This is a genomic window from Sphingobacterium sp. BIGb0165 (assembly GCF_024810095.1).
In the GTDB taxonomy this organism is placed as follows: Bacteria; Bacteroidota; Bacteroidia; order Sphingobacteriales; family Sphingobacteriaceae; genus Sphingobacterium; species Sphingobacterium detergens.
Genome location: NZ_JANUEB010000002.1, coordinates 409,201 through 422,861, shown reverse-complemented (window position 1 = coordinate 422,861; position 13,661 = coordinate 409,201). Strand labels below are relative to the sequence as shown.

Below are 13,661 nucleotides of genomic sequence, written 5' to 3'. Positions count from 1 at the left end.
TAAGTTCTAGATTAAAATGTAACATTTACCCCCAACGAGAAAGTTTTCGCTCTTGGATATGCGAAAAAGGTCATATTTTGTCCAAATTTACCTTCCCCTTGCGAAGTACTCTCTGGATCATAACCTTTGAAATCGTTCGAAGTAAATAAGAACGGATTGTTCGCATTTGCATAGATTCTTAATCTCTGTAGACCAATACGTTTCAGCGCATCAGGTTTAAAGGTGTACCCAAGCTGAATTAAATTGACACGCAGGTAAGATCCATCTGCAATCCATGCATCGTCCACATTAGAGTCCTGTCCACGGTGTCCGCCATTGGTCAGATAAATCGCTTGCTCCTTTGTATTTGGATTTGAACCATTATAAGCGTCTGTCAAGATCTCTTTCAAGCCGTTGGTAATACCAAAACGGTCATAAGTGGAGTGGAAGAATTGCTGCATAATCTCTACGCCTTTCACAAATTGAAGATCGAGTGTAAAGTCAAAATTCTTGTATCTTAAATTATTCACGAAGCTTCCCGTCCAATCTGGTAATCCTTTACCAATAATTTCCTTATCTTTGGTGCGTTTCGCTCGGCCAATATCTTCCAGTTTCGCTTCGCCAGCATCCACGTCAGCCTGTGTATAAACACCTAACCTTCTATAACCATAAAAGCTATTTAAGTTTTCACCCACGCGAATAATACTATTCGCACCGCCTACCCAGCTATTCATCAGGATGTCCGCATTATTCTCACCCAATGTCAATACTTTATTTTTATTGTAGTTGGCATTCACGGACGCTTTCCAATTGAAGTCTTCGTTGTCTATAATCGTTCCGTTAACCATAATATCCAGACCCTGGTTTTGGACAGAACCGATATTTTTCATGACAGTACTAAATCCAGAAGCCGTTGGTAAAGGTGCGTCCAACAATAGATCTGTGGTTTTTTTACGATAATAAGAAACGTCAAAATTCAACCGGTTCTGCCATAATCCCAATTCTACACCAACATCAAACTGTGCGGTTTTCTCCCATTTTAGATCGGGATTGGCAATGGTATTGACAAAAGAATATGGAGCCCGATTATTATCTAATAAGATGGTTCCAGCATCCACAATAGCCAATGATTTGTACGGATCGATCTCAGAGTTACCCGTCATACCAAAACTGGTATGCAATTTCATATTGCTGACAGATTCGCTTCCTTTCAAGAAGTCTTCATTGGAGATATTCCATGCTAAACCTACGGATGGGAAAAAGGCATATTTGTTGTTTTTACCAAATTTGGACGAACCATCGTAACGGCCAGTAACAGTCGCTGAATAACGGTCATCGTATGAATAGGCCGCACGCAGGAAATAGGAGTTCATTGCCCATCTGTTCCAGGCTGATGTTGATGGATCAGGTGTAATACCGATGCCTAAGTTATTATATTCGTAAAAATCATCAAAGAAACCTGTTGTCCGCGAACGGTCGTTATCATAAGTTCTCGCTTGCCAAGACAAACCAGCCATCCCATTGATCCGATGTTTGTCGAATTGCTTATTATACGTCAAATAAGTTTCTTCTTGCCAATAAAGCGTATTGGTATTATTGATCTCGGCCCAACCATTCGGTCTTGAAATATTGTTTAAGGATATGGAAGAGTAGCCCTTATAGATTTTTCGGTGGCTATCAATACCCAATTGGGTCTTTAGGTCCAAGCCGTCTGCCAGGTGGAAGGTCAACGCGGCATTTCCAAAAATCTGGGTATTGTAACGCATTCGCTTTTGCAAATCCAAGATTGACACCGGATTCGCCATTCCTTCGAACCCTAATTTCTCAGAGACTGTAGAGGAAGATGAATTGGTATATTGACCATTCTTATCAAATACAGGATACCATGGCAACATTTCGATCATCGTCCGACGCGCTTCCTGACCACCTCCATCTTCAGGGGTATAACGTCCCCAAGTATGATTAACCGTCATATTAATAGCTGTAGACAACCAAGAGGTAGGCTTGGCATCATAAGATAGCTTCCCATTCACACGTTTATTCCAGGTATTGTTTACTACACCTTGTTGATCCGTATAGTTTAAGAAAGCGCCTACCGATGACTTCTCATCACCTTGCTGTACATTTAACTGGTGATTATGTGAAATGGCCGTTCTTGTTGCTTCCCGCTGCCAATCCGTATCATATAATGGATTTCCACTGCCATCAAAGTAGTTCGGATCATTGAACCAGTCTTTTTTATTTAATGACCAAGGCGTCCAGTTTTTATCTCTATCTTTTAAAAATTGTGCAGCATATTTATTTTCATTTTCCAGACCGATCATAAAGGCATCAACCCATTCCTGGGCATTCAATACATCCATATAACGCTGCACAGAACTTACACCAGCCGATCCTTGATAACTGATTGTACGTGTTCCATCTTTACTCCCACGTTTTGTTGTTACTAAGATAACACCGTTCGCTCCACGAGCACCGTAAATGGCTGCTGAAGAGGCATCTTTTAAGACTTCGATGTTTTCAATATCATTCGGATTCAACAAATGGAAATCTTCCATCACAACACCATCCACCACATATAGTGGGTTTGAAGAAGAGTTGATTGTCGCAACACCGCGAATCACCACCCTATTCGCATAAGCGCCAGGCTGGCTCGAATTGGAGAAAATGTTTACCCCTGATGCTTTACCTCTCAAGGCATCCAAAGGGCTAAAACTTTGATCTTTAATCATGTCAGCACCTTTGACCATCGCAATGGAACCGGTTACATCCGATTTGCGCATCGTACCGTAACCGACAACAACGACTTCATCCAATTGGCCCTGATCCTCTTCCAATTGTACGGTGATGGTAGCACCAGCGACAGTCACCTCTTTCGATTTATAACCGACCGAAGTAACAACCAGTACATCACCAGATTTTGCTTCCACAGAGAAATTCCCCTGTGCATCCGATTGGGTACCATTAGAGGTTCCCTTAACTGCTACAGAAGCTCCTACAAGTGGTTTTCCGGTAGCATCCAATACTTTTCCTTTCAATTGCTGCTGCAGATTACGAACTTCTTTTACAAAGGATTTACCTTCGTAATTCGCTGAAGTTGCTACAGCGGCATTGACTTGTTGAAATGTACCAGCAATGACAGCCAATGAGAAAAATAACTTTGATTTTTTCCCAAGCTGCACAAATGATTTTACGTCAACTGTGCTCATATTAATAGTGATTTGGTTTATAAAAACGTTTTAGCAAAATAATACTAGAAACGTTTAGTTTAATTTAGTTTTCCCTTATAATCGATTATAATAAAAGGTTTTAGCTCATAATCCCTTCCATTATAATTTTTTCGATTTAATATCCCTTCCCTCAAAGCATCAATTTTATCTCAGTTTAATTGATCGCCATAAGTACAGAAAAAATGCTAAATCGCTTTTGCTTTTTTTGTAAAAAAATTTGGTTTGTTCGTTTGGTTTATACTGTTTAGTTTCTGTTTTTCTTTTCTTATTTGGTTATGTTTTTCTGGTGTTAATATCTTAATTAAGGCCGTAATTTAGTGTTTTAATTTCAACTGGGAAAGATTTATTTCCAAAATCTTTCCCAGTTGAAGCTATATATTTCCCTTCTTCATTTCGCTGATGGCATAATCCACGGAACGTGCTGAGAACGCCATGTAGGTCAATGAAGGATTTTGCGTTGATGTCGAAGTCATACAGGCACCATCCGTAACGAAAACATTTTTTACCGCATGCATCTGGTTCCATTTGTTCAATACAGATGTTTTCGGATCGTGTCCCATGCGTGCACCACCCATCTCATGAATATCCAGCCCCGGAGCTTGCCAATGTGTGTCTGGTCGAATATTTGTGAAACCGGCATCGGTAAACATTTCGGTCATGACCGAAATATAATCTTTTTTCATTTTTTCGTCATTGTCGTCATAATCGACGGCAATCTTCAACAATGGAATTCCCCAATCATCTGTTTTATTAGCATCTAGAGACACCATACCTGATTCTTTTGGTATTGTCTCACCCATCATATGCGAACCAACCTGCCAAATACCCAATTTCGGGTTTAACAAATTCTCTTTAAGTCCTAACCCTAGGCCAGAGCGGTCTGATTCTTTGCTTCGTGATGCACCAAAACCTGCCGCATAGCCGCGTAAGAAATCTGTTTCCTGTTTATGTAGGTTGCGAAAGCGAGGAATGTATCCACCGCCGGCAGGATTTCTTCCCTCCGCAGTATAATCCAACAGTCCTTCGTATTCGGCATAAATACGTGCACTATAGTTGTGGAAAGCGACATATTTTCCCAATACACCACTGTCATTTCCCAAACCATTCGGAAAGCGGTTAGATTTGGAATTCAACAAGATCAGATTGGTATTGATGGCAGCTGCATTGACAAAAATCAATTTTGCATAGAAATCAATCTCCTCTTTGGTATCTGTATCAATGACCCGAACACCTACAGCTTTTCCTTTTTGTTCATCGTATAAGATCGAGTGAACCACCGAATGTGGACGAAGGGTCATATTTCCGGTTTTAGCGGCCCAAGGAATTGTCGTTGCATTGGAACTGAAATACCCTCCAAAAGGACATCCTCTCTGACAGAGTACACGATTTTGGCATTGTACACGACCTTGATCAATGTGAATCTGGTTGGGTTTGGAAAGGTGTGCACAACGTGCCGAGATCACCTTACGTTCCGGGAATTTTTTCTGAACTTTCTCTTTAAAATACTTCTCTACAATATTTAACGGATAACCGGGCAAAAATTCACCGTCTGGCAGCTCTGGCAGTCCATCATGATCCCCAGCAATGCCGGCAAACTTCTCTGCATATGCATACCATGGCGCTAAATCAGCATAGCGTATAGGCCAATCTACGGCAAAACCATCACGTGCGGGACCTTCAAAGTCAAAGTCGGACCAACGCTGCGTCTGTCTCGCCCATAACAAAGATTTTCCGCCAACCTGATATCCTCGGATCCAATCAAAAGGTTTTTCCTGTATATAAGGGTGCTCATTGTCCTTTACAAAGAAATGTGCGGCATCTTCATGAAAAGCATAACATTTGCTGACAATCGGATTCTCCTCTTTCACTTTATAAGGCATCTCATTCCGATGTTCAAACTCCCAAGGCATCATATTCGTGGTTGGATAATCCTTAATATGCTGTACATCACGGCCACGTTCCAATACCAGGGTCTTTAGTCCTTTCTCACACAATTCCTTTGCAGACCAGCCACCACTAATTCCCGAACCTATCACGATAGCATCATAGGTTCTATTTTTTTCACTGTCAATATTTAGATTTGCCATATTGGATTTATCCATTAATTTTCACCGCACCATTGTACGGTCCCGGAATAAGCTTATAGATCACCTTATTCTTCATCACATATTCTGAATTCATATAGCCTTGGATCGCACGTGATTTAAAGATCTCAAAAAATGTCTTTTCATCCGTTTTATCGGCCAGATTGGCTAACGTATTTTCTGTTTCTTTGCCATTGGCCAGATTCAGCTGTTTTCTTAGTTTGTTAAAACCAGCGATGAATTTTTCCTGGTTTTCTGGCGACTCACAATCATCCACCATCTTGATCACAAACAGGTGCAGGTTCAGATCCTTCCCACCCGGAGTGTCCGTTTTCGGGATAAGGACATCTACCAGCTCAGCCAAAAACTGCTCATCTTCTGCTGATAATTTCAGCTTATTTAATACAATAGATGCACTACCATCATTCAAACAGGATGACAAAATAGTCAGTCCGCCTGCGATAATGAAAAATTGCTTTATTGCGGTTCTACGGTTCATAATCAGAGTTCCCTTTACAATTCGGTAATATTACATATATCCGAATAAAATTACAAATGCTAAAACGATTAAATTATACGACAACCCCTAAATCCAGTCGGATAACAGCTGTTTTGCCTGTTGCAAGTTTTCCACAATGTTATCAACAGCTGTTAGTCTAGCACGCTCCACCTCCTGTTTTGTGACAGCAATCAACTGCAAGCCAGCGTCCAATGCAGATTTACTTCCTGTTATCGTATCTTCTATTGCGACACAGGATGCTCCTGACAAGCCTAATTTTGACAGAGCCAAACGATAAGGCTCCGGGTTAGGCTTCGGAAACTCCACACATTCCCTTGTCACAAAAAATTCAAAGTAATCCAGCAGTCCATGCTTTCCCAAAACAGTATCCACTGTACTACGGTAACTTGAGGTCACCAGTCCAATGCGGATGTTATTTTGTTTGAGGTAGACCAAAATATCTTGGGCAAAAGGCATCAATTCGATATCGCTCATATTAGAATCAGCGTAAGCGGCACGCGTCCTTTTCCACATGTGCTCTTCGGTCGTATCGTACCCATAGTCTTCAACCAAACGTTTTACATTATGTGCTAAAGTATGCCCGGCAAAATCCCGAATCCAATCTTCATAATTTATTTCCAGATCAAATTCTTGCTTTAAGATAGGAGCCCAATTTTTAAAATAGAAATATTCCGAATCAATTAAGGTACCATCCAAATCAAACAATACGGCTTGTAGTTTATTCATAGTGTTAAAGATACACAAGTCCCCTGAAAAATCCTATTATACAAGGCCACAATAGGTAGAATTTGAAAACTCACCTAAGAAGGTATCCCATACACAAACATACACGTGATAATCGAATTTTTTCGAGTTCAGACCGGGAATCCTAATTGAAATAGACCCTTGATTTACTTCGGCTATGGCAGTTTTCATATCACCGGTTCCATCGAGATTGATCAGCGCCAGATTTACCTTAAATAGATGACCGTTATAAATCGGGACAGCTGTCCATTTCAGATGAAGAATATCGCCCTCTTTCTCAATCTGGCAGTCGGCCAATGGCAGCAGGTTACCAGCAAACACTAAAAGCTTCTCTGGATTAACAAAAGGTTTATTCTCCGCATCGAGTTCCAGTGTTTCGGGAAAAATATGCCGTTGTGCGAGTTGGAAAGCACCGATCCGATCGCCTTTTTTTGATTTATATTGATAGCCAAAATCCAATATAGGATAATTAAATTTAGCAAATTCGCCCGCTACCTTCTGCTTCCTGCGGTTCACCAATTCTTTTTCCGTCGGTAGCGAAGTACGTTTCTTACGCTGTCCCCGCGCAACATTCTGTCCATTTAGTATATACGCATTGACCGATCCAAATTTACCTGTGATTGGACCATTAGGCCCATGATGTAAGATTGCCATATAATTACATTTATCGTATTCAACAATTCGCTCTACCAAAGAAACACCTTCGTCGAAATAAGGTTTTAGCTAAAACTGTTGTAACTACATTTTTACAGGGTGTTTACTTAGGGTTAATAGGGATTTACCCCTGTTTATCCCCTATTATACCCCTGTTAACCCCCTGTTATTCCCTTCTTATTTTTAAAGCTGGTATTAACCAATGGTTAAGAAAACAGGCGTCATTGCCTTACTTTTGGATAAACATGGTACATTTGCTAAGTTTGTGATTCAACGGGCGAATTGAATGGTCTGTTAAACGTTCTACACCCCCATTCAGCCCTTGAGATTCGATACAGTCATTATATATTTTATATCCATGAAAATAATTGCTATAGGTCGCAATTACATCGACCACGCGAAAGAGCTCAATAATCCAGTACCCGAAAATCCCATCATATTTTTAAAACCCGACACCGCGGTATTAAAGGACAATAAAGATTTTTATTACCCAGAATTTTCCAAAAACATTCAGTTCGAGACCGAAGTTGTTCTCCGGATTTGCAAGGAAGGTAAACATGTAACACCTAAGTTCGCCTCAACCTATTATGATGCGATCGGTCTGGGAATAGACTTCACTGCAAGAGATCTGCAACAGGAACTTAAAGCCAAAAGCCTTCCCTGGGAACTAGCAAAGGCCTTTGACCATTCCGCTGTGATCAGCAATTTAATCCCGAAAGAAGAAATCAGCGCTGTCGATGCTATCGATTTCTCCCTGCAACAAAATGGACAAACTGTCCAACAGGGCAATACCAAGGATATGATTTTTTCTTTTGAAGATCTGATTGTCTATACATCCAAATTTATCAGCTTACGCAAAGGCGACCTGATCTATACTGGCACCCCGGTTGGTGTTGGATCCGTCGCAATCGGTGACCTATTGGAAGGATTTATTGGGGAACAAAAAATGTTTAGCTGTAAAATTAAATAGGGAGGGGAAATGATAAAAAAAACAGCAATTTTACTAGGTGTATTGACCTTGGCCCTTAGCCTCGTCCAAGCACAGGATATTATCAAAAGTCGCAATTATCCGCAGAATTATTTCGTACGACCGATGGATATCGCTCCCCAGGCATCGGGCTCATTTGGTGAGTTGCGAGCAACGCATTTCCATGGTGGCGACGATTATCGCACTCAGCAGCGCATCAATATTCCAGTGCACGCAGCGGCGGAAGGTTTTGTGTCCCGTGTACGTGTACAGATCGGTGGCGGCGGAAATTACGTGTATATCGACCATCCGAATGGATATACCTCTGTGTACATGCACTTGGAGAGCTTCAATGCTGATCTGGCAAAAATTATAAAAGACGAACAATACAAACAAAAACGCTTTGATGTTGATGTCTTTCTCAAACCAAATCAAGCACCCGTCAAAAAAGGTGAGTTTATTGCCAATTCGGGAAATACAGGTGGATCAGCGGGACCACACCTACATTTTGAGATCCGCGACACCAAAGCACAACTGCCATTAAATCCCCAATTGTTTGGGCTGTTATTTCCGGATGGTGTAAAACCATTGATCAGAGGTGTAACAGTTTATGACCTTGGCGGTGAAATCTTTGACGAGAACACCCCACGCAGGCACCAGACGATCAGGTCCATCGGTGATGGAAATTATAGTTTGGCATCAGGTGCCCCTATCCCAGTTAATGGCAACTTTGGTCTTGGTATCAATACCGTAGACAGACGTGGTGGTATTTCATTTACCTATGGTGTTTATTCGATCGAACTATTTCTTGACAACAAAAATATAAGCACGGTACTCTTTGAATCCATCCCCTTTGACCAAACCCGTGCGATTCAATCGTATATAGACTATCCTTATCTAAAGAAATCTGGCGTCCGGGTACAGAAGAGTTTTAAGGACCCTAATAATCCGATCAATATCTACAAACAACTGGACAACCTGGGTATGATCGAATTAAAGGACAATGAGGTACATGATGTAAAATATATCGTCAAGGATGTGCAGGGCAATAAAAGCGAACTTAATTTTAAGGTACAGAACAATCCTTCTTTAGCGATCAGCCGTAAGTCAGCTGAAGGGCTCAAAATGTTCCATTATGCCGATGAAAACAAATATGAGGCTGAAAACGCTCGCGTTTATATGGGCAAAAACATCCTCTATAACGATCTTTATTTCAATTATTCCCAAGGCGCCAAACCAGCAAAAGGCTACTCAACGGCGCATTACATCCACAACTCCTATACACCTGTATTCGGCTATTACAAACTGATGATCAAACCAGACTATAGCTTACCAGAGAGCTTGTATAGCAAGGCGCTGATCGTCTCTACAGATGGTGGGGCACAAGGTGGGAAATACGAGAATGGTTGGGTTGTCGCCAATGTGCGCGAATTTGGCGGCTTTTATGTGGCTGTTGATACCATTGCCCCAACCATCAGCGCACGTAACCTGACCGATGGCAAGAATGTATCCAATCAACGCTCCATAGATTTTACCATCAGTGATAATCTTTCAGGAATAGATACCTTCGACGCCTATATAGATGGCAAATGGGCCTTGATGAAATATGATCCCAAAACAAGACACCTGTGGCACGACTTTGAATCCAATCTGAGCGAGGGCACCCACAGTTTCAAATTGGAGCTCAAAGACAATAAAGGAAATTTAAAAACATACGAAGCCTCTTTCAGCAGATAGTTTATCTGCTGTGCGTGGTACATCCTTCATGGGCTTTTATTCTTGGATCATTTTTGGAAACAAGCCTAATGTGCATGCTGGATTTTCATCGGATAATATCGTATCTTAATAGTCTAAATAGAAATACATATGGCAACACTAGAAATAGGACAACAGGCACCGGATTTCAGTGCAAAAAATCAAAATGGTGAAACCGTCCATCTTTCGGATTTCGAAGGGAAAAAAGTGATTCTCTACTTTTATCCGAAAGACAATACCCCTGGCTGCACGACCGAGGCCTGCAATTTTAGGGACAACTATCAATCCCTGAAAAAAGAGGGCTTTGAAATTATTGGTGTTAGCGTGGATAGCGAGGCTTCCCATCAAAAGTTTATCAGCAAACACGAGCTACCATTTCAGCTTCTTGTGGATGAAGACAAAAGCCTTGTAGAGGCCTATGGTGTATGGGTGGAGAAAAACATGTACGGAAAAAAATATATGGGTACAGCACGCACTACCTTTGTGATCGATGAGCGGGGCATCATTCAGCACATCATCAAAAAAGTGGACAACAAGAATGCTTCACAGCAGATTCGTGATTTAGGTATAACTAAATAAGTCTCAGGCTTGAATAAAGAATATGGAGAAAATCTAAATACTCAATACGCAATACTAAAATCTAAATACTAATATCTATATTTGCCACTTATGAGCAAACAGACAGACGATTTTTTCAAAAGTGTAGTATCACACGCGAAGGAATACGGTTTTGTATTCCAATCGAGCGAAATATATGACGGATTAAGTGCCGTTTACGATTACGGTCAATTAGGTTCTGAACTTAAAAACAACCTAAAGACTTATTGGTGGAAATCCATGGTGCAATTGCACGAAAATATTGTCGGTATTGACGCCGCAATTTTCATGCATCCAACCACATGGAAAGCATCTGGTCACGTGGATGGGTTCAATGATCCAATGATCGATAATAAAGATTCCAAAAAGCGCTACCGTGCCGACCAATTGATCGAAGACAAAATTGCACGTTATGAAGCAGACGGAAAGGCTACAGAAGCAGCTGGGCTTTTAGAAGCGTTAAACACTGCATTGAACGCGGACGATCTGGCTGGTTTAAAATCAATCATTGAAGAGCATAATATCGTTTGTCCGGTTTCGGGCACCAAAAACTGGACTGAAGTACGTCAATTCAATTTGATGTTTGCCACACAGATGGGCGCTATGGCAGATGGAGCAGATCAGGTCTATCTTCGTCCAGAAACTGCTCAAGGTATTTTTGTCAACTTCCTGAACGTTCAGAAGACAGGTCGTATGAAAATTCCTTTTGGTATCGCTCAGATCGGAAAAGCTTTCCGTAACGAAGTCATTGCACGCCAGTTTATCATGCGTATGCGTGAGTTTGAACAAATGGAAATGCAATTCTTCTGCCGTCCGGGCACTGAACTGGAGTGGTACAACAAATGGAAAGAAACACGTTTAAAATGGCATTTAGCGCTAGGATTTGATCCGGCTAACTACCGTTACCACGACCACGATAAATTGGCGCATTATGCCAATGCAGCTGTGGATATCGAGTTTAACTTCCCATTCGGATTTAAAGAAGTGGAAGGTATCCACTCCCGTACGGATTTTGACCTGAAACAGCATCAGGAATTTTCGAAAAAGAAAATGCAATATTTTGATCCGGAGATCAATCAAAATTACATTCCTTATGTCATCGAGACTTCCATCGGATTGGATCGTTTGTTTTTAACTGTTTTATGTAATTCATTGGTAACAGAAGATCTTTCTACAGCAGAGAAACAAGATTCTCGCGTTGTATTGAAATTCCCTGCAGCATTGGCACCAGTGAAAGCTGCTATTTTGCCTTTGACTAAGAAAGACGGTTTACCAGAAAAAGCACGTGAGATCCTCAATACATTAAAATTGGATTACAATGTCCAATATGATGAAAAAGATGCGATCGGAAAACGTTACCGTCGCCAGGATGCAATCGGCACGCCAATCTGTATTACTGTTGACTACGATTCTTTGGAAGATAATACAGTAACAATCCGTCACCGTGATACCATGGAGCAAGAGCGCGTAGCGATCGCTGATCTTGAAAGAATCTTAAATAATTTAGCAGGTTGGAATACTTTGCTAAAAAAATTGCTATAAATATAAAAGTAAAAACATCCCTGTTGAGAATAACCTATCAAAAAGACGCTAAGGGGATAAGAATAAAATAGGGTTGTCCGAACTGGATAACCCTATTTTATTTTATTCAAATTGGCGCGTCGGATTGACTTTTTTTAATCAGTATTCTATGACCACATTATCGCGCCATTTTTCATTTTTCATCACCTGAAAGCCTTGACTTCCATTTGCTCCATCGAGCAGCTTTCCCTTAAATAGGAGCTGTACATTATTTCGAATTTCACTGCCCAGTTCAAATGTGCGCATAAGTTCTCCCTTTCGGAAAATGCGTAGCTCATAGCTGACCATCTTATTTTCTGGGAGATCACCCATAAACTGATTAAATAAAAAACTTTTAGAGTTGCTGCTAAAATTGGGAATAATACGTAAGGTAGTCTTATCAGCTTGTTCATCTGCCCCGATTGCAAAAGGATAATATTGGAAGACTTTATGCAGCTGTTTGATCTGAATGCTGTCGACAAGATCAAGTCCCTCGGCATCTGTGCATTCAAATTTAACTTCGCTATAGATACGGTTCATTGTCAATACTCTTTCCATGGATTCTTTCACATCAAAAGTATCGCGTACCGCAAATATCGCTGCAGACTGCTCACTGAAAGCATTAGATACCGAAAGACTCCTAAGATCCGTCACCGATGCCGGAAGGAATAAGGGCAAGCCTGAATTTTTGGATAGTAGGCTCAGGTAATAGGTTCCCATCGGTAGAGCGATATTAAACTTTTCTTTTGAGTTGAGTGTGCCCGCCTTCACCAGCAGCTTGCTATTGGCATCGAAAATATGGTAATACAACTTATCGGGCAAAACGGATTGATCTGTCGTCCCCATAATCTTGACATTGTCCATTTTAAAAGTCCCGGTACTCTCGTTGTAATTACTTCCGCCTTCCCTATTGCCCGAAAATAAGGTGATTTTTAACCAACATCCTTGAGCTGCGATCCGGTTAATCGACCGAAGCGACTGTTCCACGACAAACTTAGCGGTGGTAGTGAGATTTGGCGGATAATGTAGGGTATCCGACAAACTTTTGAATGTTGCACCTTTATCTGTTGAATAACTCAACAATAAAGCACGGGGTCCAGTTCCGGAGCTATTGGCATCAAAAGACAGACTTGCTAACGTAGCAATACCCGATCCAGGTATTTTGATCAGGACCTCTTTGGCCCCTTTAAAGCTAATGCCCTTTCCGGTAGTCGGCCAACCACCCACATAGCTGTAATCGGTTTTACCATTGTTATAGTCAATGACAGCCGCATCCTCAAGCGCCATGGTTGGGTCAGCATTTCCATTATCAAAATTCCAATGGTAGAGGAGTTGATTTTCTGTGCTGCTTCCGGTAGTCGAAGCACTTTTAAACCTGGACGATTGAGCTTTCAAGGGTGTGACAATCGTTTCAAAATCCTTGATCTTGAAGGTTACAGCATGTGTTTTCTCATTGCTTTCATCAGGAAGTTTTGCATTTTTCTTACAGGATGGCGCTACGGCTAAAATCACGATGAATAGGCACGAAAAAATTCCCCAAGTAGACTGGGTTTTCGTTTTCATAATTATGA

10 protein-coding genes are annotated in these 13,661 nt (G+C 41.1%); 4 read left to right on the top strand and 6 right to left on the bottom strand.

All coding sequences use genetic code 11. The features are described from left to right. Positions 1-11: 11 nt before the first annotated feature. The 5 genes from M2408_RS05500 to M2408_RS05480 all read right to left on the bottom strand — a co-directional run bounded on the left by M2408_RS05500 (position 12) and on the right by M2408_RS05480 (position 7,211). Entirely contained in the window at positions 12-3,188 is a 3,177-nt protein-coding gene (locus tag M2408_RS05500) for a TonB-dependent receptor (protein ID WP_259180002.1), read from the bottom strand. 392 nt (positions 3,189-3,580) lie between these two features. Continuing rightward, the gene (locus M2408_RS05495) at positions 3,581-5,296 is read right to left on the bottom strand and encodes a GMC oxidoreductase (protein ID WP_259180000.1); all 1,716 of its coding nucleotides are present in this window, start codon (positions 5,294-5,296) and stop codon (positions 3,581-3,583) included. A gap of 7 nt (positions 5,297-5,303) precedes the next feature. Further along, positions 5,304-5,792: a gluconate 2-dehydrogenase subunit 3 family protein gene (locus tag M2408_RS05490; protein WP_259179998.1), complete on the bottom strand. Its 489-nt coding sequence runs from the start codon at positions 5,790-5,792 to the stop codon at positions 5,304-5,306. A gap of 87 nt (positions 5,793-5,879) precedes the next feature. Further along, positions 5,880-6,539 carry an HAD family phosphatase gene (locus tag M2408_RS05485; protein ID WP_259179995.1) on the bottom strand — a complete coding sequence of 220 codons (660 nt, stop codon included), beginning with the start codon at positions 6,537-6,539 and terminating at the stop codon, positions 5,880-5,882. Between the two features lie 36 nt (positions 6,540-6,575). Then, a complete protein-coding gene (locus M2408_RS05480) occupies positions 6,576-7,211 on the bottom strand; it encodes a hypothetical protein (RefSeq protein ID WP_259179994.1) in 636 nt (211 codons plus the stop codon). 358 nt (positions 7,212-7,569) lie between these two features. Between M2408_RS05480 and M2408_RS05475 the strand changes: the two genes are divergently transcribed. From M2408_RS05475 to M2408_RS05460, 4 genes are all read left to right on the top strand, one after another. Next, positions 7,570-8,181 carry a fumarylacetoacetate hydrolase family protein gene (locus M2408_RS05475; protein WP_259179993.1) on the top strand — a complete coding sequence of 204 codons (612 nt, stop codon included), beginning with the start codon at positions 7,570-7,572 and terminating at the stop codon, positions 8,179-8,181. Between the two features lie 9 nt (positions 8,182-8,190). Beyond that, the gene (locus M2408_RS05470; RefSeq protein ID WP_259179991.1) at positions 8,191-9,915 is read left to right on the top strand and encodes a M23 family metallopeptidase; all 1,725 of its coding nucleotides are present in this window, start codon (positions 8,191-8,193) and stop codon (positions 9,913-9,915) included. Positions 9,916-10,044: 129 nt separating this feature from the next. After that, positions 10,045-10,512, top strand: a complete 468-nt coding sequence (gene bcp / locus M2408_RS05465; RefSeq protein WP_259179990.1) for a thioredoxin-dependent thiol peroxidase — start codon at positions 10,045-10,047, stop codon at positions 10,510-10,512. 90 nt (positions 10,513-10,602) lie between these two features. Beyond that, on the top strand, positions 10,603-12,072 hold the full coding sequence (locus M2408_RS05460; protein ID WP_259179988.1) for a glycine--tRNA ligase: 1,470 nt from the start codon (positions 10,603-10,605) through the stop codon (positions 12,070-12,072). Positions 12,073-12,210: 138 nt separating this feature from the next. Here the strand turns inward: M2408_RS05460 and M2408_RS05455 are convergent, their stop codons facing one another. Further along, positions 12,211-13,653, bottom strand: a complete 1,443-nt coding sequence (locus M2408_RS05455) for a hypothetical protein (RefSeq protein ID WP_259179987.1) — start codon at positions 13,651-13,653, stop codon at positions 12,211-12,213. Positions 13,654-13,661: the final 8 nt, after the last annotated feature.